Raw genomic sequence first — 25,731 nt, forward strand, 5'->3', positions numbered from 1 at the left:
GTCGCGTATGAACAACCCATGAATTGGATCGACCGCCTTGCCCTGTTTGACCCGCTGGATTTTTCAGCCGTGGTAATCATCATCCTTCTCTGGCTGTCTCTTGGATGGCGGATTGAGAACCCGGCCGCCCACCGGCCTTCGGTATCGGTCCTGATGGCAGATTATCGTCGCGAATGGATGCGCCAGATGATCACCCGCCAGCCCCGCATTTTCGATGCGCAGACCATCAGCACGCTGAGGCAGGGTTCGTCTTTCCTTGCCTCCACCTGCGTGATCGCCATCGGCGGGACACTCGCGCTGATTGGCAATGCCGAACGTCTTGCCAGCGTGGCAAAGGATCTGACATTTGCGCATCAGCCCGTCTTTGTCTGGGAAATCAAACTGCTGCTTGTGGTCTTCTTCCTGGCGAACGCCTTTCTGAAGTTCATCTGGTCAAACCGGCTCTTCGGATATTGTTCCGTCCTGATGGCGGCGGTGCCCAATGACGCCACCGACCCCAAAGCGCCCCGGATGGCCCACAAGGCCGCTGAAATAAACATCTTTGCCGCGCGCAGCTTCAACCGGGGGTTGCGCTCGATCTATTTCGGACTGGCCAGCGTGGCCTGGCTGGGGGGCGCCCTGATGTTGATCGCTGGTGCATTTGTGACACTATTTGTGATCTGGCGACGGGAGTTTGCCTCCCGTTCCCGGGGGATACTCTTGGAAAAGTAGATATGGTAAATATATACGTTCCAATCCTCCCAAGGTGAGTCCCATGTTCAAGCGATCCATACTGGCCATAGCTCTTGCCACGACACCCGCGCTGGCGGACCCGCCGGTCATTCAGAACGTCAACATCAAGAAAACCGGCGATACCTGGAACTTTGATGTGACCATCAAGCACACAGATACCGGCTGGGACGATTATGCCGATGGCTGGCGCATCGTGGATGGCGACGGCAAGGAACTGGGCCTGCGCAATCTGGCCCACCCCCATGTGAATGAGCAGCCCTTCACCCGGTCCCTTTCAGGGGTCAGCATCCCCGAGGGGGTGACCGAAATCGGCATTCAGGCGCGCGATACGGTGAACGGCTGGTCACCCGATATCAAACGCATCAAGCTGCGTTAAGGTCTGACACGGCCACCGCCTCGGGCTGCCTGCCCGTCAGCTGCGGTGATACGGCCCGCCGGACAGGATGGATGCGGCACGGTACAATTGTTCGGCCAGCATCACCCGTACCAGCATATGCGGCCAGACCATCTTGCCGAATGACAGCCCGTGATGCGCCTTTGCGCGCAGGGCTGGGTCTATCCCGTCGGCGCCCCCGATGACAAAGGCAAGATCACCGACCCCGCCATCGCGCCAGCCCGCCAGACGTTTTGCAAATTTCGGAGAAGTCTCGACGGTGCCGCGTTCATCCAGAACGCACAGGGTTGCCCCCTTTGGCAGCGCCTTTTCCAGCAGGGCCGCCTCGGCGGACATGCCGCCGCCCTTGCGGTCATCCACTTCGATCACCTGGGCCGGGCCAAGGCTCAGCCCCCTGCCCGTCCGGTCGAACCGGGTCAGGTAGTCATCAACCAGATCCTTTTCGGGACCTTTGCGCAGGCGCCCGACGGCACAGATATGAACGCGCATCGCGCCGGTCCGGGCAGATCAGTTCTGAACTGCGGCCTCGCCGCCCGCCATCCACATCTTCTCCAGCTGGTAGAAGTCGCGCACTTCGGGACGGAAAACATGTACGATGACATCGCCGGTGTCGATCAGAACCCAGTCTCCGATGTCCTTGCCTTCCATTTTCGGCGTTACACCGAATTCATCCTTGATATTCTGCGCGAGCTTTTCGGCAATCGCCGAGACCTGCCGTGTGGACCGGCCGGAGCAGATGACCATGTAGTCGCCAATTGCCGTCTTCCCGCGCAGATCAATCTGCACGATGTCTTCGGCCTTGTCGTCTTGAAGAGAGTTGAGAACAGCAGCCAGCACAGCATCGCTTGTGGCCATATCAGCAGTGGCCGTCATGACAGCCGCCTGAGGGTTCGCAGCCAAAGCTGCGTTGGCTTGGGTTGACAGGACATTGTCCTCCTTTTCAATGCACCGTTTCCCCCGATGCTGGGTAACCCCAAATTAGCAATCCAGGGGTGACAATTCAATGACAACCGGGATTTGTCGGCATTTACCGGCCTTCGCGGCTGATGATGCCGCTTTCTCCGGCACCAATATCTTTCAACAGGCCGCGAACTTCCTGCTCGAAACCACTCACACTGCTGGCGCAAATTGAACCGTTGGAAACGCTGTTCTGCCGCCTGATTGCGCGCGCCCCGTTGCAGGTCCGGAAAGGCCCTGCCAATCCCTGTCCAGCGCATCCAGCGCTTCCAGATCGGCCCTTTCCTGCAAGGCGTCATGGCGTCCGTCAGGCGTTGCATATCCCAAGGCGCGTTCCCTCGCCAGCAGGCTGCCGACCATGTGCCGGTCGACCGCGCCCGCTTCTGTCACCTCGTGCAGGTCAGCCGCGTCACATCGTGGAAACATCAGGCGGGACACATCGCCGGATAGGTTCACGCAGGCGCAACCCTGCAAGGCCGCCAGGACCGATAGACGTGCCGACTTGGCCCCGAGATCGCGCAGCGAGATGTCGGCCCGCAGCGGATCGGCGGCACCGGCCCCGTAGAAATGCGTTGGCCCCTGATCGGGATAAACCATGTCACAGCCCATGAATGCCATTACGCCGGGCCGGTATTCAGCCAGCGCCCAATAGGCCGTTGTAAAAGCCATCGTCGCGCCGGCAAAAACGAAACCGCCATAGCGGTTCTGCGCGGGCACAAAGGCGCTGGCATCGACCAGTGTCTGGTCCGGGCCAACCCGTGGCGGCATACGGTGAGCCGGGAAATCCTCGGGAAACACCAGGGCGTCCCAGTCCGGCCGGACCTGCCAGGCGTTGTTGATCACCACGATATGATCGAAAAGGGATCTGTGCCAACCGGCAGCCTGCACGACATTTGGACCGGACCCCAGAATCAGAACAACCGGACCGCGTTCTGTCATGGAATTTCCCCCGGGCGCCGTGGCGTTTCAGGAAAATTACCCCTGTACCGGCGCAAAGCAAGTCAATCCTTTACCGGGTTCCGGACGTTGCGCGACAGCGCCAGCTTGCTGTCTTCCAGCATCAGGACCTCGCGCTGCGGGAAGGGGATGGAAATGTTGTTTTCCTTGAATGCATCCCAAAGCGCCAGATAGACATTGCCGCGAATATTGGTCAGCCCTCCGGTGGGGTCCTTGATCCAGAAACGCAGGATGTAATCGACCGAACTGTCGCCAAAGCCGACGATGTGACAAACCGGTGCCTTGAAGCTGAGCACCCTTTCTACACCCGAGGCAGCCTCGATCGCCAGTTTGCGGACTACATGGGGGTCATCGCCATAGGCCGTGCCGAAATAGATGTCCAAACGCACGAAATCATTCGAATGCGACCAGTTGACCACCTGCCCGGTGATCAGGTCCTCGTTCGGGATCAGGTATTCCTTGCCATCCCGCGTAACGACCGACGCATAGCGCGCGCCCAAAGTCTGGATCCAGCCGAATGTCTCTCCCAGTGAGATCACGTCGCCCGGCTTGATCGACTTGTCGATCAGGATGATGACGCCCGAAACAAGGTTCGACACCACCTTTTGCAGACCGAAACCAAGGCCGACACCGATGGCACCCGACAGCACCGCAAGCCCGGTCAGGTCGATGCCGACCGCCTTGACCCCCATGAAGAATGCAAAGCCATAAAGGGCAAGCTGAATGCCCTTGACCGCAAGCACCTGCATCGAAGGGCTTATTTCCTCGTTCTTTCTGATTGTGCTGGCGGTCGCCTGACTGACCAGCCGTGCAACCGTGAAGAGCGCGCCGATCACCACCAGCGCGGTGATCAGGGTCAGGACGGACAGGCGGAAATCACCGACTTCGATGGCAAGACCGTCCAGGAACGCCGCCACATCGTCCGAAATATTGAGGAAATAGAGCGTCGCGTAGATCCACAAGGCCCAGGTCACGATGCGGCGCAGCGGCCGGTTGCGCACCAGCTGCGCTGCAAAGGCGATGCCGACCCAGACAATCGCCAGGGTTGCCGCCAGACCGATCAGATAGGACCGCGATGGCCAGGTGACGTTCTGCATCACCGTGTAGACCATATAGGCCATCAGCGAGAACCAGATCAGGCCCAGTCTGCGGCGCACCTGCACGATCACCCGCAGCTGCCACTTTGCCCAGCCCTGCCGTGACCGCACCCAATTGCGGACGGCCCGATCGCTGAAACGGTGCAGGACCCATGCAACCAGCGCCAGCCCCAGCACGATCAGCACCTGGTTCTGCCGCCATCCCGGCTGGATCACCCCCGAAACAAATCCCATCGCGTTGATCCAGACGCTCTCAAGCGAACCCAGGAAATGTGCAAACGGGTCTGTGGGTTGATCCATGTCTTGCCTCGCTACCGTACCGGTTTCATGCTTGCACATTACCCCAATCCCCGCAACGGCGGGGGTCCTTTCCGGCGGCACCGGCCTGCATCAAGAGGCACCTTGCGGGAATCTGCGCGGTGCCTTATCTCATCCCCATGATACAGGTCTTTGATCAAACTGATCGCGCACGCCTGCGCGAACGCTTTTTCGGTGCCACGCATACGGTGCTGGCACGCCTATAAGCCTGCCCGCCGCGCATCCGCGCGGCCCTTTCGCCTGTTCCACACCACCAATACGGGAGAGGACCCATGTCCCCCAAAACGCTTTACGACAAAATCTGGGATGCCCACGTGGCCCACGAGGCCGAGGATGGCACCTGTCTGCTCTACATCGACCGTCACCTTGTCCACGAGGTGACAAGCCCGCAGGCCTTTGAAGGGCTGCGCATGACCGGTCGCACTGTCCGCGCACCGGAAAAGACAATCGCGGTGCCGGACCACAACGTGCCGACCACCCTGGATCGCGCCAATGCCGAGACGATGACCGAAGACAGCCGTATCCAGGTGGCAGCGCTTGACACCAATGCAAAGGAATTCGGTCTGCATTACTATCCGGTGACCGATGTGCGTCAGGGCATCGTGCATATCGTCGGCCCGGAACAGGGCTGGACCCTGCCCGGCATGACCGTCGTCTGCGGCGACAGCCATACGGCGACCCACGGCGCTTTCGGCGCGCTGGCCCATGGCATCGGCACGTCAGAGGTGGAGCACGTGCTGGCCACCCAGACGCTGATCCAGAAGAAATCCAAGAACATGAAGGTCGAGATCACCGGCAAGCTGAGCCCCGGCGTCACCGCCAAGGACATCACCCTGTCCGTCATCGGCGCCACCGGCACGGCAGGCGGCACCGGCTATGTCATCGAATACTGCGGCGAGGCCATTCGTGAGCTGTCGATGGAAGGGCGCATGACCGTCTGCAACATGGCAATCGAAGGCGGCGCGCGCGCGGGCCTGATCGCACCGGATGAAAAGACCTTTGAATATTGCAAGGGCCGCCCCCACGCACCGAAAGGCGCGCAGTGGGAAGCCGCGATGGACTGGTGGAAAACCCTCTATTCCGACGACGATGCCCATTGGGACAAGGTGATCACGCTCAGGGGCGAGGACATCGCGCCGGTCGTGACCTGGGGCACCTCCCCCGAGGACGTGCTGCCCATCACCGCCAATGTTCCCGCCGCATCCGATTTCAAGGGCGGCAAGGTCGGGGCGGCTCAGCGCTCGCTCGACTACATGGGGCTGACCGCCGGCACACCGCTGTCCGAAGTGGAAATCGACACCGTCTTTATCGGATCCTGCACCAACGGCCGGATCGAGGACCTGCGCGCCGCCGCTGCGATCCTCAAGGGCAGGAAGATCAAGGAAGGCCTGCGTGCCATGATCGTCCCCGGTTCCGGCCTTGTCCGCGCCCAGGCCGAGGAAGAAGGCCTTGCCGATATCTTCAAGGAGGCCGGGTTCGAATGGCGTCTGGCCGGCTGCTCCATGTGCCTGGCGATGAACCCCGATCAGCTGTCACCCGGTGAACGCTGCGCGGCCACCTCGAACCGCAACTTCGAAGGCCGTCAGGGCCGGGGGGGACGCACCCATCTGATGTCACCCGCCATGGCAGCGGCAGCGGCGATCACCGGCAAGCTGACCGATGTTCGGACCATGATGTAACACCGGTGCCAGCCGAACCCCGGCTGGCATACCGGACATCTGAAGGAAGAAATGCTATGAAACCTTGGCTTACACTTGTCCTCATGGGCGTCGTGCTGATCATCGGTGGCATTCTTGCCATCGCGAATCCGCTCGCCGCTTCGATCGCGGTCACCACCCTGGTCGGTATCTTTTTCCTGCTGGGCGGCATCCTGCAGCTTTGGTTGCTGTTCAAGACCGGGACAGGCTTTGACGGTGCGCTGAACTGGATCATCGCCCTGATCACACTTGTGGTCGGTGTCTGGCTGCTGGCCAACCCGCTGGAGGGCACGATTTCCCTGGCCATCGTCGTCGGCGCGGGTTTTGTCATCTCCGGCATCGCGCGGATCATCTGGGCAACTCGGGCAGGCCGGGACACGCCTTCTTATGTGCCGCTCCTGCTGTCCGGCGCTGCCTCGCTTCTTGTGGGGGTCGTGATCTTTTCCGACTTCCAGTCGCTGGCGACGCAACTGCTGGGGCTTCTGCTGGGCATTCAACTGGTCATGGACGGCGTCGGTTTTGCCGCCGTCGGCCTTGTCCTGCGCAACCGGCAGCCATGAAAGCCATCACATCAAAAGCACCTCTGACAGGTGCATCCAACTATCTGGCCCCCTCTCTGCGTGGCCCTGAAACAGGAGTTCATTTCAATGGACAAGTTTGACACCCTCACCGGCATTGCGGCACCAATGCCCATGATCAATATCGACACCGACATGATCATCCCCAAGCAGTTTCTGAAAACCATCAAGCGCTCCGGCCTTGGGGTGAACCTGTTCGACGAGATGCGTTACGACGACAACGGCAATGAGATCCCGGATTTCGTCCTGAACAAACCGCAATACCGCGATGCGGAAATCCTTGTGGCCGGCGACAACTTCGGTTGCGGATCGTCGCGTGAACATGCGCCCTGGGCGATCAAGGATTTTGGCATCCGCTGCGTGATTGCCCCCTCCTACGCCGATATCTTTTACAACAACTGCTTCAAGAACGGCATTCTGCCCATCGCCCTGCCGCAGGAACAGGTCGATGTCCTGATGAAGGACGCAGAGAAGGGCGCAAATGCGCGCATGACCATCGACCTCGAAGCGCAAACCGTCACAACATCTGACGGCGAGACCTTTTCCTTCGAGCTCGATTCCTTCAAGAAACACTGCCTGATGAACGGCCTCGACGACATCGGCCTGACCATGGAAAAGGCCGCCGCCATCGACAGTTTCGAAACAGCCGTCGCGCAAAGCCGGCCCTGGGTCTGACAGTCGCTGAATATTTCAGCAGAGATTTCAAAGCACTTGTGGGCGATACCATTTCGCCCACAAGATATGGATCGCGCCATTTTCCTGCCCGAAAATAGATGCAAGAAGGCACCACCCCTGCCCTCAAAAAGCCCCAAGGTTTAAGTTCTGTTCATCAATAGTCTTGAGGATTGAGACGAAAGAAGGCACAAATTGGGCGATAATGAGGCAGGCCTCCAAACCCCGGGGGCAGCAAGTTGGGACAAGTACGCGGCAATGCACCGCGGCTGGCCAGTTTGGAAGGGAAAACTTGTGATCGGACGGATGACAGGCGCCGCGGCGCGTGGTCTCTTTGTGGCCCTGTTGGTATTGCTGCCAGCGCTTGTGCTTCCGGGCGTGGCTGCCGATTCCACACAGATCTCCGTTCTCGTTGCACTGCTGGCCGCCTTCCTGACCTTCGTCGAATACAACTCCAACTTTCCCAGCATCATGGAATTCCGCGATGCACCGCCTTTCAACCGGCTGCGCTTTGCCTCGCTCTTCGTGACGGTGCTGCTGCTGAGCATGATCTTGCGGGGCGCAACCGAGCCGACCCTGCTGACCGGCGCCTTGACCTCCGTCGGGACAATCATCGGCAATGCCGTCGACTTTCCCTATTCGCCGGTGCGCCTTGTGGTCCTGATGCTGCCCGAATCCGCCAACCCCGAACTGGTTGCCTCCGTGCGGACCTCAGCCGGGCTCGCCTATCTGATTTCGCTGGTGGCAATGACCGCCTTCCTGATCCTTGTCCGCGTGATGAACTGGCCCGCCCGCAAAGGTATTTTCAACGTATGGATCAACCTCCCCCTGTTCGACCCGACGGTCGGGGGCGATGTTGTATACCGCCTGCAACGCGATGCCCGCGTGAATATCGCACTGGGTTTCCTGCTGCCCTTTATCATCCCCGCTCTGGTCAAGGCGGCGTCCGACCTGATAGACCCGATCACATTGCAAAATCCGCAAACCCTGATCTGGACAATCAGCGCATGGGCCTTTCTGCCTGCCAGCATGATCATGCGTGGCCTTGCAATGGGCAAGGTCGCCGACATGATCGAAGACAAGCGTCGCCGCACCTACGCCGACGCGGATACCCCATTCCAGACTGCCTGATTGCCCTTTTCCTCTGCCTGATCTGCAGCGTCTCGGCAGCATCGGCCGAGAGCATCCGGATTGCCACCTACAACACCGAACTTGCGCGCGAGGGCCCTTGCCTCCTGCTGCGGGACATTCTGAAGGGTGACGATCCGCAGGTCGTCGCCGTGGTCGACGTGCTGGTCACCGCCCGCGCCGATATCCTGGTTCTTCAGGGCGTGGATTATGACCTGGAAGGACGCACTCTGGAAGCCCTTGCCGCGCAGATCAGGGCGCGTGGCCTGACCTATCCCTACCGATACGCAGGCCCGCCCAATGCAGGCCTGATGACAGATCTGGACCTGGATGGCGACAGCAGAGTTGGCGGGCCGGGTGATGCCCAGGGTTTCGGACATTTCTTTGGCCAGGGAGCCATGGCGATACTGTCCCGCTTTCCGATCAGACAATCAGAGGTGCAGGATTATTCGACCCTGCTCTGGCGCGAACTGCCAGGGGCGCTTTTGCCCGGAACGCGGCAGGCGCCTTTCCCAAGTGCCGAGGCATTGGCGATCCAGCGCCTGTCCAGCAACGGGCATTGGGTGGTGCCCATTTCGCATCCCGCCCTGGGGCCCATTCACATTCTCACCTATCACGCCGCACCCCCGGTCTTTGACGGGCCGGAAGACCGCAATGGCAGACGCAACCACGATGAAACGGAATTCTGGCGGCAATACCTAGATGGTCAATTCGGCCCCCCGCCTGCTGCACGGTTTATCCTGACCGGTGATGCGAACCTTGATCCGAACCGGGGGGATGGCCGCAGCATCGCCATACGCCGCTTGCTGGCCGACGCACGTCTGCAAGACCCTTTGCCGGAACAGGCCAGTGTGAACTGGCCGCAAACCGGGCCGCTGCGGGTGGAATACGTCCTGCCCTCTGCCGATTGGACCGTCATCGGATCAGGGATCACCGCGCCCAATCCGGAGGCAAGCCGCCATCAGCTTGTTTGGGTCGAATTGGGGACCTGATACCGGCCAGCTGCCAAGCCCAACTTGACCCGCCGCGCCGGGCAGGCTACGCCGCCTGAAACATGATCTTTCAGGAGCATCCCATGGCAAATCCCACCCTGTTAATCCTCGCTGGTGACGGCATCGGACCGGAAGTCATGGAGCAGGTCACCCGCGTGATCGACTGGTTCGGCGCGAAACGCGATCTTGCCTTCGATGTCGAACATGATCTGGTCGGCGGCGCTGCATATGACAAGCATGGCACCCCGCTGCATGACGATACGATGGCCAAAGCGCTGGCGGCAGATGCCGTCCTTCTTGGCGCCGTGGGTGGTCCGAAATACGACAACCTCGATTTCAGCCTGAAACCCGAGCGTGGCCTGTTGCGCCTGCGCAAGGAGATGGACCTGTTCTCAAACCTGCGCCCGGCACAATGCTTTGATGCGCTGGCTGATTTCTCCTCGCTGAAAAAGGATGTGGTCGCCGGGCTCGACATCATGATCGTGCGCGAGCTGACATCGGGCGTCTATTTCGGGGAACCGCGCGGCATCTTCGAGGAAGGCAACGAACGCGTCGGCATCAACACCCAGCGCTACACCGAATCCGAAATCGAACGCGTGGCCCGGTCAGCCTTCGAACTGGCCCGCCGCCGCGGCAACAAGGTCTGCTCGATGGAGAAGGCCAACGTGATGGAATCGGGCGTGCTCTGGCGTGAAGTCGTTCAGCGCGTGCGCGACGCGGATTATCCGGATATCGAGTTGAGCCACATGTACGCCGACAACGGCGCGATGCAGCTTGTCCGCGCGCCCAAGCAGTTCGACGTGATCGTGACCGACAACCTTTTCGGCGACATCCTGTCCGATTGCGCCGCGATGCTGACCGGGTCGCTGGGCATGCTGCCCTCCGCCTCGCTTGGCGCGCCGAATGCCGATGGCCGGCCCAAGGCCCTCTATGAACCCGTTCACGGCTCCGCCCCTGACATCGCGGGCCAGGGCAAGGCGAACCCGATTGCCTGCATCCTCAGCTTCGCCATGGCGCTGCGTTATTCCTTTGACCAGGGGGACGAGGCGACGCGGCTCGAACAGGCGGTCGAAAAGGTTCTGGCGGATGGCGCGCGCACCGCTGACCTGATGGGTCCCGACGGCGGCACACCGATTTCCACCACCGAAATGGGTGATGTGATCCTGGCGGCACTGGACGCCAGCCTGTGACGGCTGTGGCTTAACGCGATGCACAGCGCTTGCGCAGGCCGACCAAATATTCTGCGCAAGCCGACGAATTGCCCAGTCGGCCCTTTACGCTGCACCCTGGCAATACTAACTCGGCGACATGCCCGAGGCGACCGTGACCAGTGAAAATCACCAGCAGGTCCGCAGCACCACCCTTAGGGGCGTGCTGACAGGGCTGCTGGCCTTTGCGCTCTATGCCAGCCACGATGCGGCGATCAAAACGCTTGGCAGCACCTATTCGCCATTCCAGATCGTTTTCTTTGTGGTGCTGCTGAGCTTTCCGATGGTGACGCTGATGCTGGTCAGTGACACGAAGGCAGAGAACCTGCGCCCGCGCGATCCGTTCTGGGCGGGGGTGCGCACCGCTGCCGTCGTGATCGGCGGTTTCTGCGCTTTTTACGCCTTTGCCGTCCTGCCCCTGGCCGAGACCTATGCAATTCTCTTTGCCTCGCCATTGATCATCACGGTCCTGTCCGTCCCCCTGCTGGGAGAGGTCGTGCGTGTGCACCGCTGGCTCGCTGTCCTTGCCGGCCTGATCGGGGTGCTGGTGGTGCTGCGGCCGGGGTCGGCCGAATTGGGCCTTGGCCATCTGGCCGCACTGGTATCTGCCTTTGGCAGCGCCCTTGCGGCTGTCGTGATGCGCAAGATCGGCGCGCGGGAACGGCGAGAGGTCCTGCTGCTTTATCCGCTGCTGGCCAATTTCGGTGTGATGCTGTGCATCCTGCCGTTTGTCTATGTTCCGATGCCCCTTGCCGATCTCGGCCTTGTGCTGCTGATCGCCCTGCTTGCCGTCACCGCGATGAGCCTGATGATCCGTGCCTATACGCTTGCCGATGCAGCCATCGTTGCCCCGATGCAGTACAGCCAAATCCTCTGGGCCACGTTGTTTGGCTGGCTGTTCTTTGCGGAAACCTCGGACCTGACGACATTCATCGGAGCGGGAATCATCATTGCCAGCGGCGGCTATATCGTTCTGCGCGAAGCAGGCGGCGGCACATCAGAACATCTGCCCGTGCTGAACAATCTCAGCCGCAGGCCGGAAATGGGCGGCATGCCCCGCCTCAGCCTGATCGCACGCAAGACTGTCGCAAGTGTAAGAGAACAATTGCCAAGGCAGCGCCACTAAGCTATGTGGCGCGCATCGGTCGGGCTGTAGCGCAGCCTGGTAGCGCACCTGCTTCGGGAGCAGGGGGTCGGAGGTTCGAATCCTCTCAGCCCGACCAATAATAAGAACCGATCAGTTAAGACCGGTTCTTCGCAGGTTCATCACCTGAACAGTCAGCCGTCATTGCAGAGCCTCAAAGCGTGCCTTCAGATCAGACTGCGCGCTGCGGTATGGCCCGGGGCCATAGCTGACCCGGGAAACACCGGTTTGCGCAACGTCCCGGATTGAGGTCAGATTCCCCATCATCATGACGTTCACGGGCAAGCTCACGGCATCCACGATTCTTTTGATGAGCCGTGTGGCGTCAAGCCCCGGGATAAAGAACCCATTGGCACCTGCATCCTTGTATGCGGCTTCGCGCCTGATGGCTTCGTCGACCAGACCTTCGTGCTCGGATGGGTCAGAGGCCAGAAAAAGATCCGTCCGCGCGTTGATGAACAGATCGACGCCTTCCTGCTCAGCGGCACTGCGGATGGCCTTGATCCGCTGCACCTGATCCTGAATGGAAAAAAGCCCATCGCCCTGCACGATCTGATCTTCGAAATTGATCCCGATGGCACCTGCCCGAATGATCCGGCGCACATTTTCTGCAACTTCGTCTGGTGCAGTGGCATAACCGCTTTCAAAATCTACCGTGAGCGGAAGATCGACCGAGACTGCAATACGTTCAACCAGCTGGGCGACCAGGTCCAGCGGGATGGTTTCCCCATCTGCAAATCCATGCGCTGCCGCCATCGACCAACTGCCGGTTGCGATTGCCTTTGCACCCGCCTTCTCTACCGTCCGCGCACCGCCGGCGTCCCAGATGTTATAGAGGACCAGCGGATCGCCCTTTACGTGCATTGTCCTGAACTGAGCACTCTTTGCTGCATGATCCTTCATTCCGTGATGTCCTTTGAGGTTGTTTTGAAGTGTCGTTCGATTTCGAGAAGTTTTTGTTTGCGCCAAAGCCCGCCGCCATATCCCGTCAGTGATCCATCCGCACCAAGAACCCTATGACAAGGTACGGCTAGCGCAATCTGATTCGCGCCATTTGCACGTGCAACGGCGCGGGTCGCCGAGGGCCGCCCGATCCGCTTGGCGATCTCGGAATAGCTGCGGGTCACGCCGGGTGGGATCTGCACCAATTCAGCCCAGACACTTCTGGCAAAAGCAGAACCTCCGAAAGCCAGAGGGGTCGAGAACCGGGCGGAGGTTCCGTCAAAAAAGGCGGCCAGTTCGCTTTTGATCTGCGCGCCGGGGCCGGTTTTCCCGATACCGATCTTGCCCTTGGCAAAGGCATCCAGTTTGCCAAGCTCTGTTTTCAATGCCTTGCGATCCAGAAACTCCAGCAGATGCAGCCGGGACGTGCTGCAAACCGAAATCATGTTGCCCAGCGGCGTTTCGATCCAGTCGGCAAAAAGAAGCGGCGTGCTGTCCAGCCTGCCGGGCGCGCGCCCCAGTAGCCTGGAAAAGGACGCACGGAATGCGCTGGGAGAGTCGAAGCCTGCATCCAATTGCGCATCAATGACCTGCCCGCCTCCGGCAATCGTCTCAAATCCATCCCGCAATCGCCGCTGTCGCGCCATCTCTAGAAACGTCATGCCGAACTGGCGTTTGAAACTTCTTCTGACCGTCGAAAGATCGAACCCCATGCGTTCAATGTCGTGTTCCGACCAGCGATATGTCGGCCGCTCGTCCAATGCCGCCAGCAGCGCGGTGATCGACGGATCGGCAGAGGCCATCGGCTGCAGCGGGTGACATCGTTTGCAAGCGCGAAAGCCTGCTTCGAGGCAAGCGCCGACCGACGGATAGAAGGTGCAATTCTCAGGCTTTGGCTTGCGCGCGGGGCAGGTCAGGCGGCAAAACACACCTGTTGTGGACACGCCGACATAGGCTTGCCCGTCATAGGCCGCGTTGCGGGCCAATAACGCCTGATAAAGCGTGCTGTGATCTGGAAGGTCAAAAAGCATCCTTAGAATATACCACCCTTGCAGGCCCCGCGCCGTCGGAAATCAGGCGTCTATTAAAGTGTTCTGAGAACCGGCAAAACATTGCGGAAATCACGCCATATCAGCCGTAAATCCCCCTGGAATCCGCGCCGGACCGGCAGCTTTCTGGCAAGAATCACCTGTCGTTGACCCGCAATCCCATCGATTCTGGCACGGACAATCGGGCCAAATCCCGGCAAATACATGGCAAGCGGGAGCCAGCCAATTGTGGCATTGTCGCCGCTCGCTGCCCAGTGCCGGGACTCTGGCCAGATTGGCGCGCGGCGGTGGAGAGTTACCCTATTTTTAGAGAAAACCTGCCTATCTTTTGCGGAGGATTGAGGCGAAATATTGACCAGACCAAGGCCGCACTCTGGGGGCGGCGCTGATCAAATGGGGGCACATTTGAGAGGTTCACGACAATGGCAACAAGATCAACGCCACCCGACATGCGTAGACTGAAAGCATCCATCCGCGGTTTTGGCCGCAGCGAAGATGGATCCATTACGATCTTTGCCTGTTTCATGGTTCTGTGCATGCTGATGATCTGCGGCATTTCTGTCGACGTGATGCGTCACGAGATGGACCGCAGCCGCCTTCAGGCCACTGCGGACCGCGCCGTGCTTGCCGCGACCGCGCTGAACCAGCGCCTCGCCCCCGAAGATGTGGTGGCGGATTACTTCACAAAATCCGGCATCCGGGACTTCATGTCGAACGTCGAGGTCAGCGAGGGGCTCAGCTTTCGCACTGTGACCGTGGGTGCCTCCACCACCATGACCACGCAGTTCATGGATTACTTCGGCGTCGAAACGCTGAATGTCCCCGCCCTTGCCACTGCCGAAGACCGTGTGCCGAATGTGGAGATTTCGCTGGTCCTTGATATCTCCGGGTCGATGCGTTTCTCCAACCGCATGAATGATCTTCGGCCTGCCGCAGCGGATTTCCTCGACATTGTGCTGGATGACGCCAATGCCCAGAAAACCTCTGTCACCCTTGTTCCCTATGCAGGCCAGACAAACCCCGGCCCTTTCATGTTCGACCGCCTGAACGGGGAACGCTATCCCGCAATGGCCATGGACGAGGCCGACGGTGGCATCCCGGAGCACCTCAGCCATGGTGAACTGCCACAAGATGCCATCGGCGGTGTCGGGTCGGATCAGAACACGCGCTACGTCTATCCCAACGTCTCTTCCTGCCTGGACATCGGGACCGGCGGCTTTTCCTCGGCAGAACTGCCATCGGGCATGCTTTACCCGCAGACGCCGCATTTCATGAACTGGGACATTGCCGGCAACGTGATGGACTGGGGCTGGTGCCCGCAGGATCAGACCTCGATCCAATACCTCAGCAATGATCGCGCCGGCCTGAAAAATCTGATCAACAACATGCGGATGCATGACGGCACCGGCACACATTACGCGATGAAATGGGCCGTCTCCATGCTTGACCCCTCGTCGCAGGACGATGTGACCGCGCTGGCAAATGCAGGTCTTGCCGCGCCGGAATTCATCGGGCGGCCGGCATCCTATGATGACAGCACAACGCAAAAGTACATCATCCTGATGACGGACGGCCAGATCACCGAACAGGTGCGCCCCATAGACACGATGGACGTTGAAAACCCGGTCCGCGAGTTGCAAAGGGGCCGCCACAACGAACGCGAAACGATCACATCGGCGGGCACCAACGTCGACAGCTTCTTTCAGCAATGTGACCTCGCCAAAAGCCGGAGCCCGCGCCCGATCATCATCTATACGATTGCCTTCGAGGCACCGGGTACTCCGGAACAGCAGATGCGCGATTGCGCTTCCTCCCCGTCTCATTTTTTCAAGGCAGACGGCGACAGCATCGCGGATGTCTTCGAGGCCATCGCCTATCAGATCCGGCAGCTGCGGCTGACCCAATAGCGGTTTCCCGGACACGCCCCCCGCCGCCGAACGCCATCGGGTGGGCAGTGATCAGAACTGTCCGCTCGAATAACGCGACCGAGTTTGAATAAATCTGTACCGAACTGGTGATCCCGGCAGGATTCGAACCTGCAACCTGCCCCTTAGGAGGGGGCTGCTCTATCCAGTTGAGCCACGGGACCGCCGGGGAAGGGTCTAGCGCAGTGCGGCGGGCTTGTCATCGGCAGAAACGAAAACAAAGCCTGCGCTTGATCGTTGCCCATGCTTCGCGCTAACTGGTTGTTGAGTAATCAGGAATGAAAATTTGACCACATCTTCCAAACGGCCGCTTACCCTCCGCGATGTATCCGAGGCCTGTGGCGTCTCGGAAATGACCGTGAGCAGAGTTCTGCGCAAGAGGGGGGATGTATCGGAAGCCACACGCAACCGGGTGCTGGCGGCGGCAAAGGAGCTGGGATACGTGCCAAATCAGATTGCTGGGTCGCTGGCCTCTCAACGGGTGAACCTGGTGGCGGTCATCATCCCGTCGCTGTCGAACATGGTTTTTCCCGAAGTTCTGAATGGCATCAATCAGGTCCTTGAGGACACGCCGCTGCAGCCCGTGGTCGGCGTAACGGACTACCTGCCCGAAAAAGAGGAGCGGGTGCTTTACGAAATGCTGTCGTGGCGGCCGTCGGGGGTGATCATCGCCGGGCTGGAACATTCTGACGCGACCCGCGCCATGCTCAAGAACGCTGGCATTCCCGTGGTTGAGATCATGGACACTGACGGCCGGCCCGTTGACGCGATGGTGGGTATCTCGCATCGCCGGGCGGGGCGCGAGATGGCCAATGCGATCCTCAAGGAAGGATATGAGCATATCGGCTTCATGGGGACCAAGATGCCGCTGGACCACCGCGCGCGCAAACGGTTCGAAGGCTTCACGGAAGCACTGGCCAAGGCGGGTGTGGAGATCGAGGATCGCGCGTTCTATTCCGGGGGGTCCGCGCTGGCCAAGGGGCGGGAAATGACGCAGGAGATGCTGGAACGCTCTCCGGACCTGGATTTCCTGTATTACTCCAACGACATGATCGGCGCAGGCGGCCTGTTGTATCTGATTGACCAGAAAATCGACATCCCGGGCCAGATCGGCCTGGCCGGCTTCAACGGTGTCGAGCTGTTGCAGGGGCTGCCACGGCAACTGGCGACGATGGATGCCTGCCGGAGCGAGATTGGCCAGGCGGCGGCAAAGATCGTTCTGAACTACACCTCCGAGACTCCGGACCCGGATGTGCCGACGCAGGTAACCATGACGCCAACCCTGTCCTACGGGGACACCCTGCGCCGCCATCGCCGCTGACCATGCTGACCCTGGGCAATGGCCAGGCGCGGCGGATATTCCTTGACCGGCACTGCCTGTCCGACCCCCCTGTCGGCGAAGCAAGGGGTGCGGCACTGCACGGGCTGATCCATGACCTTGGCTTTGTGCAGCTGGACAGCATCAACACCGTGGCCCGCGCGCATGACCTGATCCTGTTTTCGCGCAGGCAACGATACCGGCCGAAGGCGCTCAAGAACCTGTACGAACGTGACAGGGCGCTGTTCGAACACTGGACACATGATGCGGCTGTCATTCCGATGGACTTCTATCCGCAGTGGAATCTCAGGCGCCAGCGCGACGCCGAAAAACTGCGCGCGCGGTGGCGCAACTGGCGGCGTGACGGGTTTGAGAAACGGTTTCAGAACGTGTTGGAGCAGATCGCAGCCGAGGGGCCGCTGTGTTCATCCGATGTCGGAAAGGATGAAACACGCGGATCCGGCGGCTGGTGGGACTGGCACCCTTCCAAGACTGCGCTGGAGTATCTGTGGCGCTCTGGCGCGCTTTGTGTGGTCGGGCGCGACGGGTTCAAGAAACGCTATGACCTGACGGAGCGGGTGATCGAGCAGCATCTGCACGACCCCGCGAACTGTCCCGATGTCGCGGCCACGATCGACTGGTGCTGCGATCAGGCGCTGGCACGGCTGGGGTTTGCCACCCATACCGAGATCGCCGCCTTCTGGGATCATGTCACCCCGGCAGAGGCCCGCGACTGGTGCGCAGAGGCGCTGGCGGCAGGCGCGCTGGAACAGGTGCAGGTCACCGGTGCGGACGGGTCCGTCAAACTTGCCTATGCGCGGCCAGGCCTTGATCAGGATCCGGCAGGCGACAAGGAGCCCACGAGCCGTTTGCGGGTGCTCAGCCCCTTTGATCCGGCCCTGCGGGACCGCAATCGTGCAGAACGGCTGTTCGGGTTCAACTACCGGATCGAGGTCTTTGTGCCGGAAGCGAAGCGCACCTTTGGCTACTATGTCTTTCCCATTCTCGAAGGAGACCGCATCGTTGGCCGTGTCGACATGAAGGCCTTTCGCGACGAGGATGTCTTGCGCGTCCGCGCGCTGTGGCCAGAGGGCAGGACACGCTGGGGCAGCGGACGGCAACGCGCCTTCGAGGCTGAACTGGAAAAACTGTGCAAGCTTGCCGGTGTCACCGAGGTCGCTTTTGAGGACGGCTGGCTGCGCCCCTCAGCGCAGAACTATCTCTGACAGATCGGCGGCAGCGGATCTGAGCCGATCCAGATGCGCCTCCAGGTCTCCGATGCTGACACGCTGGGTCGGGGCATGGATGGAAAGTGTGGACATCAGCCGCCGCTGATCGTCCCAGATCGGAACGGCGACAGCGACCATGCCTTCCATGAACTCCTCATCATCGGTGGAATAGTCACGTTTGCGCACCTCTTCGATGGCGCGATTCAGGGCGTCGGGATCGGTGAGTGTTCTTGATGTCTGCGGTTCCAGCGCTGCTGACGACAGGTATTTGCCCAACATCCGCGGCGGCAGGGTAGACAGGTACATCTTGCCGCTGGCGGTACAATGAAAGGGAACCGTTGTGCCGACAGGCAGTTGGATGCGCAGCGGCCATTTCGTCTCGACCCGGTCGAGATAGACCATCCCGTCCCGGTCCGGCATCGCGACGTTGCAGGTTTCGCCAACGTCTTCGGTCAGCGCGTTCAGCACCGCCAGCCGCACGGTCCGCAACCGGCTGGAGGACAGGACGTTGACCGAAAGCTTGCGCAGCCGCTGCCCCGCGGAATAGGACCGTCCGTCAATGTCGCGCTGAAGGAACCCCTCCTGTTCAAGCCTGTGGAACAGCCGGTGCACCGTGGGCTTCGGCAATCCCAGAACTTCGTTCGCGGCGGTCGGCGTCATCGGTGCCCCGACACGGGCGATCTCTTCCAGCAAGAGCAGCAGGCGCAAATTGGTCGGTATCGCCTTTTCGCGTTCGCCGACATCATCCATTGCGCTTCATCCGTCCGGGTTATGCCGCACACCGATCAGTTCCAGAAGGTAAGAGCCCCGAACCAGATCGGAATATGCTCGTACAGGTAACCGCCGGACAGCAGCGTTTTCGATAGAGAGGGGAAATACGCGACTGCGATCCACACTGCAACAAGCGATCCAAGATACATCGTCGCGTAACGCAGCAAGCGGAAATAGGGCACACCTGTCACACCGGAAGCGACGTAGAGGTTCAGCCCGTAGGGTGGCGTGATAAACCCGATGGAGGCACCAACAAGGAAGATCACAGCAAACTGGATCGGATCGACACCCACGGAATGGGCGATAGGTGCGAGAATAGGGGCAAGAATGATCGTCACCGGCAGGGATTCCAGGATCATGCCCGCGACAAAGACGATAGCCATCGCCGTGAACAGCACGGGGTAATAGCCGCCCATGCCCGTCACGAAGCCCGAGATCACCGATTGCGCGCCCAGCAGCGACAGGATCTGCTGCATTACCACGCTGACGGCGATCAGCGGTGCAAGGATGCCGGTGATCTGTGCCGACCGCACCACGATGGCGGGGATCTCAAGCGGCGTGAACCCTTCGACAACCACCATGGAGGCGAGCGATTTCGCCTCCACCGGGGTGTCGGGCTTGCTGCCCATCAGCTTGTTCAGGGGCCAGGACAGCACCCCCACGATGATGCAGAAACCCACCGTGACCCCTGCCGCCTCGGTCGGAGAGAACTTGCCGGTGTAGATGCCCCAAAGCACCAGACCGATGGCAAAGAAACCCAGCCAGGCACCAACGGCAGTCTTGAAGACGCGCCACGGGCTCAGCGCGATCAGAAACCCCCATTTGTTCACGGTGCATATGATGAAACATGCCACCATCATTGCCAGGACCATCAGGGTGCCGGGCACAATGCCTGCGATGAACAGATCAGAAATCGGCAGGTTCATCAGGAATCCGTAGACGATAAAGATGATCGACGGCGGGATGATGATGCCGACCGTGCCGCCTGCCGCCGCTGTCGCTGCGGAAAACCGTTCGTCATAGCCGCCCTTGACCATTTCGGGATGCAGCATGGACCCGATTGTCGCCGTGGTGGCGGAGTTTGACCCGGAAATCGCGGCGAAAAGCCCGCAGGCTCCGATGGAGGCCATGGCAAGCCCGCCGCGCATCCAGCCCAGACAGGCATAGGCGAAATCCGACAACCGCCGGGCAATCCCCGATTTGTTGATCAGGTCCCCCGTCAGGATAAACAGCGGCATCGCCAACAGGGCAAAGCCCTTGTTAAAGACGTTCAGCAGTTCCGCACCGGTGTTATCCAGCGTCAGCCCCATGACAAAGGAACAGCCGACAACCCAGTAGAAGATGACCAGCAGAACCGGCATGCCCAGCATGAACAACAGCGTGACACCCAGCGAAATCAGTGTGATCCAGGTTCCGTCGGTCATCAGACATCCCCCCCGATGACTGCTTGCTGAATCAGCGGCCGGCCCTCTCGATAATTGCGCAGATCCTCCAGCAGGTTCTCGATCACCCGACCGGCCATCAGGATAAAGGCCACGGGCACCGTGATCAGGAACATCCATTGCATCAGGTTGTCGGTCCCCAGCACGATCTGGAAGTTGTTATAGCTGTTGACGGTGACCCGCGCGGTCGTGGTGACGACGATGATGCAAAAGCCCATCCACAACACCGCATCCAGGATCAGCGTCAGGATCTGCAGCTTTGGCGGCATGTTGGTGCGGAATTCGGCAAAGCTGAGATGGGTCCGCAAGCGCACGTTGAACGCGCAGCCGAACCAGGCCATCACCATGAACAGCAGCGGCGGGACCGTGGTGGACCAGGCCACCTGCCCGTGCCAGGCCTGCGGGATCCACCAGATGTCCGCAGCAAAGCGCTGGATCACCCCGACAAAAATGATCAGGGCAATGACGATATAGGTCCAGACCACGATGGTCCGTTCCAGGTGCCGGTCAAGAAAGGGAACCGCCCGGTACATGTAATAGACCAGGATGCCACCCAGTACCGTCATGGCGCCGAACACCCACCAGGCCGCCTCCGACCGATAGGCCTGTACGCTCGAATAATCTATGTCGCCGCTCAGGGTTGAGGTGATGATCGTGGTTGCGTCCGCCCAGATGGACATCTGCCTTCCTCCCCGGAAAATGCAATGCGCCATCCCTCCCGATGGCGTGGTGGTATCAAACCGGCCCCTGTGGGACCGGTCCCTTCATCCTTCGTTACGTGTCGGCCGGGTTCAGGCCTTCCACCAGCGCCGCGGCTCCACGTTTTCGGGCAGTGTATCGACGGGGATCTGACGGGCAATGTCATAGATTTCCTGATAGGTATCCAGACCACCGGCCCAACCGTTCAGACGCTCCCGCCATTCTTCCCAAAGCTGTGGCTGATACTGGGGCGAACACATTTCCTCGGCCATCTTGATCTGATCGTCGGGCAGGAAGACGTTGCGCACGTTGTTCTCGGCAAAGATCGTGCCGGGCAGCTGCGGGTCAGAGAAACCGACGGTCTTGACCAGCGCGGCCTCGTTCGCGGCCTGCACGTGAACCTGCGTCAGGTAGGCCGATTCCATCACCGCGTCCTGCAGCGCACCATCCAGGCTGTCGAAGGCCGCGACGGACATGGCGGTATGCTCCGTTCCGCAGAAGAACTTGAGGTCGACCGACTGCGACACCACGGGCGACATATTGGCATAGGCCACGGCCGAGGCCCATGTCTCCGCCCCGTCGATCAGCCCCTGCTTGAGACCGTCAAGTGTCTCTTCCCAGGCCACCGGCACCGGGTTGAGGTTCAGCGCCTGCATCGCGATGCGGCCCAGCTGGGTTCCGGTCACGCGGTTCTTGGTGCCGAACATTTCCTCCAGTTTGGTGATGGCGGGCTTGTCCTGCCAGCCCAGCCCCATCTGGATGCCGCGCAGCTCGCAATGGCTGAACAGGAACTTCAGCCCGTGACGCTTCTCATAAGGATCGCGCAGCAGCTTGACCGACTCCGGGCTATACAGGAAATGGTACTGCGCCGCGCGTGACGGGAACATATAGGCATAGTCCAGCACGTTGAGATAAGGCGCGCCACCGGCGGAGTTCTGTGTCGAGGCAGCGTAGATGTCCACGATGCCCTGCTGCGCCTTCTCCACACAGGAGGTCTGGCCGCAGATCTGGTTGTCGCCGATGAATTCGACCCGGATCTCCCCATCCGTCCGGCTTTCCAGATCGCGGGCGAATTCCAGACACCCGGCACGTTCGATCAGCAGGTTGCGGGCGTTGAACCCGGAGGCGCCGAACTTGAACGTGACCTTGGGCTCTTTCGCGAACCGCTTTTCATAGGTCGATTCGGCAGCTTTCGCGAGATTGCCGAGGCTCATCGCGCCGCCGAAAGTACCCGCCGCAAGCAGGGTCGACGACATGCCGTACTGCCCAGCCAACCTGAACAAATCACGACGGGAAATGCCTTTCAGTTTCTCCTGAACACTCATTTTGGTTCCTCCCATTCAAGTGCTATTGTCAATTATTGAGACTTTTTGTTTCAAAAAACACTAGTATGGAAACGCGCATCTGTATACAAATTTCTTCACCGTGCGGAGGAGCAGTGGCATGAAAGCGGACTATATTGTGATCGGGGCAGGTTCTGCCGGATGTGTGCTGGCCAATCGTCTTAGCGCGGACCCGAAGAACTCCGTGATCCTGCTCGAAGCGGGCGGGCGCGATCTCAATCCCTGGATCCACATCCCGGTCGGCTACTTCAAGACGATCCACAATCCCTCCGTTGACTGGTGCTACAAGACCGAACCCGATCCAGGCCTCAACGGGCGGTCCATCGAATGGCCGCGCGGCAAGGTGCTGGGCGGCTCTTCCTCGCTCAACGGATTGCTCTACGTCCGTGGACAGCCGCAGGACTATGACCGCTGGCGTCAGATGGGCAACACGGGTTGGGGGTGGGACGACGTTCTGCCGCTGTTCAAGCGGGCCGAGAACAATGAACGCGGTGCCGATGCCTTTCACGGGGACAAGGGGCCGCTGTCGGTCTCCAACATGCGCATCCAGCGCCCGATCACCGACGCCTGGGTCGCGGCGGCACAGGCGGCAGGCTATCCATTCAACCCCGACTACAACGGCGCGACACAGGAGGGTGTCGGCTTTTTTCAACTGACATCGCAAAACGGGCGGCGCTGTTCGAGCGCGGTTGCTTACCTCAACCCGGTCAAGAAGCGGCCGAACCTGCGGATTGTCACCCATGCGCAGGTGGACCGCATCCTGCTGGACGGACGCCGCGCCACCGCAGTGCGCTATACCGACCGCGCCGGCAGGCCTCAAACCGTAACCGCCAACCGCGAAATCGTTCTTTCGGGCGGGGCCATCAATTCGCCCCAACTGCTGATGCTCTCCGGTATCGGCGAGGCGGACCAGCTTTCCGAACACGGTCTCACGGTGGCCCATGACCTGCCCGGCGTGGGCAAGAACCTGCAGGATCACCTGCAGGCGCGGCTGGTCTACAAATGTAATGAGCCGACCCTGAACGATGAGGTCAGCACATTGATGGGGCAGGCGCGCATCGGGTTGAAGTATCTGATGTTCCGGGCTGGGCCGATGACGATGGCAGCCAGCCTCGCGACCGGCTTTCTCAAGACCCGCGAAGATCTGGAAACCCCCGATATTCAATTCCACGTTCAGCCCCTGTCAGCAGAGAACCCCGGCAAGGGGGCCGACAGGTTCTCGGCCTTTACCATGTCGGTCTGCCAGCTGCGCCCTGAAAGCAGGGGCGAGATCAGGCTGAACTCCGCCAGACCACGTGACTATCCCCGGATCTTTCCGAATTATCTGAGCACGGACACCGATTGCCGGACCGTCGTGGAAGGCGTCAACATCGCCAGGCGCATTGCACGCCATGCCCCCCTGACCAGCAAGATTTCACAGGAATACCGCCCCGACGCCAGCCTGCCGATGGACGATTACGATGCCACCCTCGACTGGGCGCGCAGCAACAGCGCGTCGATCTATCACCCCGCCGGCACCTGTAAGATGGGCGATGGCAAGGACGCGGTGGTCGACGCGCGCCTGCGGGTCCACGGCATCGCGGGGCTTCGCGTTGCGGATTGCTCCATCATGCCGGAAATCGTTTCCGGCAACACCAATGCACCTGCGATCATGATCGGTGAAAAGGCCAGCGACATGATCCTGCAAGACGCACGCGGCTGACCGTCAAAACCCTCCTTGCCCGCTCCGCAATCACATCGGATACCGACATGAGGATGCCCCGGCTGGTCCAACGATGACATTTTACAAACATTTTGTTGATGTTTTGTGAATTCGTGTAATGATGCTCCGAGAGAATCAAAGGCACGACATTCATGACCCGAAAGCCCGCCAAATGAGCCGCCAAATCGTCGTGATCGGCGCAGGCATTGTTGGTATATCGACCGCGATCTGGCTGCGCCGGGCGGGTGTTGAGGTGACGGTCATCGACCGGGGCCTGCCCGGCACCGGCACATCTCATGGCAACGCGGGGGTGCTGGCGTCATGCTCCATGGTGCCTGTCACCGCGCCCGGCCTGCTGCACAAGGCCCCGATGATGCTGCTCAACAACAATTTCCCGCTGTTCCTGCGGTGGTCATACCTGCCCCGGCTGCTGCCATGGCTGCGTCGCTACATGGCGAATGCCAACGATACCGACACCCGACGGATCGCCAAGGCACTGACCCCGATCGTCGGCGACAGCGTCGAACAGCACAAGAGCCTCTGTGGCGAACTGGGTCTTGGCGACTGGGTGACCGACAGTGACTACTGCTTTGCCTACAGCGACCGCGCCGCATTCGCGGCGGACAAATACGCATGGGAGCTGCGCAAAGAAGCCGGTTTCGTACCCGAATTGATCGAAGGGCCGGCGGTGCAGGAATATGACCCCGCCCTGGGCCCGGACATCACCTGTCTGGCGGTGATGAAAGACCACGGTTTCATCCGCAGCCCGGGCGGCTATGTTCAGGCGCTGGCCAAAGCCCTTGCGGATCGTGGCGGCAAGATCATGCAAGCCGAGGTCACGGATTTTGACCTGACGGATGGGAAGATCACCGGCGTGCAAACCAGCACGGGCACCATCCCTTGCGACGCCGCTGTGCTGGCAACCGGCGTCTGGTCGAAACCGATGATGGCCAAGCTGGGGCTGAAAGTGCCCCTGGAAAGCGAACGCGGCTATCATGTGGTCTTTGAGGGCGCGACAGGCGGACCCCGTCAGCCTACGATGATTGCCAGCGGGAAATTCGTGGCGACCCCCATGGAACAAGGTCTGCGCTGCGCCGGTATCCTGGAATTTGGCGGGCTGGAGGCAGGACCCTCGCGCGCGCCGCTTGACCTGCTGCGCCGCCAGGTCCAGCGCGCCTTTCCCGGGCTCAGCGCCACCGGTGAAATCGAATGGCTGGGGCACAGACCCGCCCCCAGCGACAGCCTGCCCCTGATCGGCGAGATTGGACAAAGCCGGGTCTTTACCGCCTTCGGGCATCATCACATCGGGTTGACGGGTGGTCCAAAAACGGGCCGACTGGTCGCCGGATTGATCGCAGGGCAACCGGTCAACACCGACCTTGCCCCCTACCATCCTCAGCGCTTCAAATAGCGCCATTAAAAACCAACCGGGAGACG

General features: G+C 60.5%; 24 protein-coding genes and 2 tRNA genes. 15 read left to right on the forward strand and 11 right to left on the reverse strand.

Going from position 1 to position 25,731, the window contains the following annotated elements:
* The first annotated feature begins 18 nt into the window (after window positions 1–18).
* Both ACWNZ3_RS17210 and ACWNZ3_RS17215 read left to right on the forward strand, forming a co-directional pair.
* Window positions 19–711 carry a DUF599 domain-containing protein gene (locus tag ACWNZ3_RS17210; protein ID WP_269366118.1) on the forward strand — a complete coding sequence of 231 codons (693 nt, stop codon included), beginning with the start codon at window positions 19–21 and terminating at the stop codon, window positions 709–711.
* A 43-nt stretch (window positions 712–754) separates the two neighbouring features.
* Window positions 755–1,108, forward strand: a complete 354-nt coding sequence (locus tag ACWNZ3_RS17215) for a hypothetical protein (protein WP_114273795.1) — start codon at window positions 755–757, stop codon at window positions 1,106–1,108.
* Window positions 1,109–1,144: 36 nt separating this feature from the next.
* On the opposite strand, the gene rlmH is transcribed toward ACWNZ3_RS17215, so the two are convergent.
* From rlmH to ACWNZ3_RS17235, 4 genes are all read right to left on the reverse strand, one after another.
* Complete coding sequence (gene rlmH / locus ACWNZ3_RS17220; RefSeq protein WP_269366120.1) at window positions 1,145–1,615, reverse strand: 23S rRNA (pseudouridine(1915)-N(3))-methyltransferase RlmH; 471 nt, start codon at window positions 1,613–1,615, stop codon at window positions 1,145–1,147.
* 18 nt (window positions 1,616–1,633) lie between these two features.
* Complete coding sequence (gene rsfS / locus ACWNZ3_RS17225) at window positions 1,634–1,999, reverse strand: ribosome silencing factor (protein ID WP_114274410.1); 366 nt, start codon at window positions 1,997–1,999, stop codon at window positions 1,634–1,636.
* Window positions 2,000–2,236: 237 nt separating this feature from the next.
* Entirely contained in the window at window positions 2,237–3,022 is a 786-nt protein-coding gene (locus tag ACWNZ3_RS17230; RefSeq protein WP_496900671.1) for a hypothetical protein, read from the reverse strand.
* 62 nt (window positions 3,023–3,084) lie between these two features.
* Window positions 3,085–4,437: a mechanosensitive ion channel family protein gene (locus tag ACWNZ3_RS17235; RefSeq protein WP_496900672.1), complete on the reverse strand. Its 1,353-nt coding sequence runs from the start codon at window positions 4,435–4,437 to the stop codon at window positions 3,085–3,087.
* Between the two features lie 290 nt (window positions 4,438–4,727).
* Between ACWNZ3_RS17235 and leuC the strand changes: the two genes are divergently transcribed.
* The 8 genes from leuC to ACWNZ3_RS17275 all read left to right on the forward strand — a co-directional run bounded on the left by leuC (window position 4,728) and on the right by ACWNZ3_RS17275 (window position 11,953).
* Window positions 4,728–6,134 (forward strand): 3-isopropylmalate dehydratase large subunit, encoded by a 1,407-nt coding sequence (gene leuC / locus ACWNZ3_RS17240; RefSeq protein WP_496900673.1) that lies wholly within the window; start codon window positions 4,728–4,730, stop codon window positions 6,132–6,134.
* Between the two features lie 56 nt (window positions 6,135–6,190).
* Window positions 6,191–6,712 (forward strand): HdeD family acid-resistance protein, encoded by a 522-nt coding sequence (locus ACWNZ3_RS17245; protein WP_269366128.1) that lies wholly within the window; start codon window positions 6,191–6,193, stop codon window positions 6,710–6,712.
* Between the two features lie 87 nt (window positions 6,713–6,799).
* Entirely contained in the window at window positions 6,800–7,405 is a 606-nt protein-coding gene (gene leuD / locus ACWNZ3_RS17250) for a 3-isopropylmalate dehydratase small subunit (protein ID WP_114273800.1), read from the forward strand.
* Window positions 7,406–7,696: 291 nt separating this feature from the next.
* Window positions 7,697–8,533, forward strand: a complete 837-nt coding sequence (locus tag ACWNZ3_RS17255; RefSeq protein WP_496900674.1) for a hypothetical protein — start codon at window positions 7,697–7,699, stop codon at window positions 8,531–8,533.
* Window positions 8,533–9,522 (forward strand): endonuclease/exonuclease/phosphatase family protein, encoded by a 990-nt coding sequence (locus tag ACWNZ3_RS17260; RefSeq protein ID WP_496901918.1) that lies wholly within the window; start codon window positions 8,533–8,535, stop codon window positions 9,520–9,522. The genes ACWNZ3_RS17255 and ACWNZ3_RS17260 overlap by 1 nt, the downstream gene beginning before the upstream one ends.
* 83 nt (window positions 9,523–9,605) lie before the next feature.
* Window positions 9,606–10,712, forward strand: a complete 1,107-nt coding sequence (leuB, locus tag ACWNZ3_RS17265) for a 3-isopropylmalate dehydrogenase (protein ID WP_496900675.1) — start codon at window positions 9,606–9,608, stop codon at window positions 10,710–10,712.
* 118 nt (window positions 10,713–10,830) lie between these two features.
* A complete protein-coding gene (locus tag ACWNZ3_RS17270; RefSeq protein ID WP_496900676.1) occupies window positions 10,831–11,856 on the forward strand; it encodes a DMT family transporter in 1,026 nt (341 codons plus the stop codon).
* Between the two features lie 20 nt (window positions 11,857–11,876).
* Window positions 11,877–11,953: transfer RNA gene (locus tag ACWNZ3_RS17275), tRNA-Pro, on the forward strand.
* Between the two features lie 62 nt (window positions 11,954–12,015).
* On the opposite strand, the gene ACWNZ3_RS17280 is transcribed toward ACWNZ3_RS17275, so the two are convergent.
* Together ACWNZ3_RS17280 and ACWNZ3_RS17285 are read right to left on the reverse strand one after the other, a co-directional pair.
* On the reverse strand, window positions 12,016–12,777 hold the full coding sequence (locus ACWNZ3_RS17280; protein ID WP_496900677.1) for an isocitrate lyase/PEP mutase family protein: 762 nt from the start codon (window positions 12,775–12,777) through the stop codon (window positions 12,016–12,018).
* Window positions 12,774–13,847 carry a bifunctional transcriptional activator/DNA repair enzyme AdaA gene (locus ACWNZ3_RS17285; protein WP_496900679.1) on the reverse strand — a complete coding sequence of 358 codons (1,074 nt, stop codon included), beginning with the start codon at window positions 13,845–13,847 and terminating at the stop codon, window positions 12,774–12,776. The genes ACWNZ3_RS17280 and ACWNZ3_RS17285 overlap by 4 nt, the downstream gene beginning before the upstream one ends.
* Window positions 13,848–14,314: 467 nt before the next feature.
* On the opposite strand from ACWNZ3_RS17285, the gene ACWNZ3_RS17290 reads away from it, so the two are divergent.
* Entirely contained in the window at window positions 14,315–15,772 is a 1,458-nt protein-coding gene (locus ACWNZ3_RS17290; RefSeq protein WP_496900680.1) for a pilus assembly protein TadG-related protein, read from the forward strand.
* Between the two features lie 105 nt (window positions 15,773–15,877).
* Here the strand turns inward: ACWNZ3_RS17290 and ACWNZ3_RS17295 are convergent.
* Window positions 15,878–15,954: transfer RNA gene (locus tag ACWNZ3_RS17295), tRNA-Arg, on the reverse strand.
* Window positions 15,955–16,076: 122 nt separating this feature from the next.
* On the opposite strand from ACWNZ3_RS17295, the gene ACWNZ3_RS17300 reads away from it, so the two are divergent.
* Together ACWNZ3_RS17300 and ACWNZ3_RS17305 are read left to right on the forward strand one after the other, a co-directional pair.
* Window positions 16,077–17,111, forward strand: a complete 1,035-nt coding sequence (locus ACWNZ3_RS17300; RefSeq protein ID WP_114273807.1) for a LacI family DNA-binding transcriptional regulator — start codon at window positions 16,077–16,079, stop codon at window positions 17,109–17,111.
* Entirely contained in the window at window positions 17,108–18,334 is a 1,227-nt protein-coding gene (locus ACWNZ3_RS17305; RefSeq protein WP_496901919.1) for a winged helix-turn-helix domain-containing protein, read from the forward strand. Before ACWNZ3_RS17300 ends, ACWNZ3_RS17305 begins: the two co-directional genes overlap by 4 nt.
* On the opposite strand, the gene ACWNZ3_RS17310 is transcribed toward ACWNZ3_RS17305, so the two are convergent.
* From ACWNZ3_RS17310 to ACWNZ3_RS17325, 4 genes are all read right to left on the reverse strand, one after another.
* Window positions 18,314–19,087 (reverse strand): IclR family transcriptional regulator, encoded by a 774-nt coding sequence (locus ACWNZ3_RS17310; protein WP_496900681.1) that lies wholly within the window; start codon window positions 19,085–19,087, stop codon window positions 18,314–18,316. The two genes, ACWNZ3_RS17305 and ACWNZ3_RS17310, sit on opposite strands and share 21 nt — an antisense overlap.
* A gap of 35 nt (window positions 19,088–19,122) precedes the next feature.
* Window positions 19,123–20,532 (reverse strand): TRAP transporter large permease, encoded by a 1,410-nt coding sequence (locus ACWNZ3_RS17315; RefSeq protein ID WP_496900682.1) that lies wholly within the window; start codon window positions 20,530–20,532, stop codon window positions 19,123–19,125.
* On the reverse strand, window positions 20,532–21,230 hold the full coding sequence (locus ACWNZ3_RS17320) for a TRAP transporter small permease (protein ID WP_496900683.1): 699 nt from the start codon (window positions 21,228–21,230) through the stop codon (window positions 20,532–20,534). Before ACWNZ3_RS17320 ends, ACWNZ3_RS17315 begins: the two co-directional genes overlap by 1 nt.
* A gap of 111 nt (window positions 21,231–21,341) precedes the next feature.
* Window positions 21,342–22,574, reverse strand: a complete 1,233-nt coding sequence (locus tag ACWNZ3_RS17325; protein ID WP_274573701.1) for a TRAP transporter substrate-binding protein — start codon at window positions 22,572–22,574, stop codon at window positions 21,342–21,344.
* Between the two features lie 118 nt (window positions 22,575–22,692).
* On the opposite strand from ACWNZ3_RS17325, the gene ACWNZ3_RS17330 reads away from it, so the two are divergent.
* The gene (locus tag ACWNZ3_RS17330; protein ID WP_496900684.1) at window positions 22,693–24,294 is read left to right on the forward strand and encodes a GMC family oxidoreductase; all 1,602 of its coding nucleotides are present in this window, start codon (window positions 22,693–22,695) and stop codon (window positions 24,292–24,294) included.
* A gap of 172 nt (window positions 24,295–24,466) precedes the next feature.
* Window positions 24,467–25,705, forward strand: a complete 1,239-nt coding sequence (locus tag ACWNZ3_RS17335) for an NAD(P)/FAD-dependent oxidoreductase (RefSeq protein ID WP_269362693.1) — start codon at window positions 24,467–24,469, stop codon at window positions 25,703–25,705.
* Window positions 25,706–25,731 lie beyond the last annotated feature (26 nt).

Source organism: Sulfitobacter sp. IGS-18 (genome assembly GCF_059628195.1).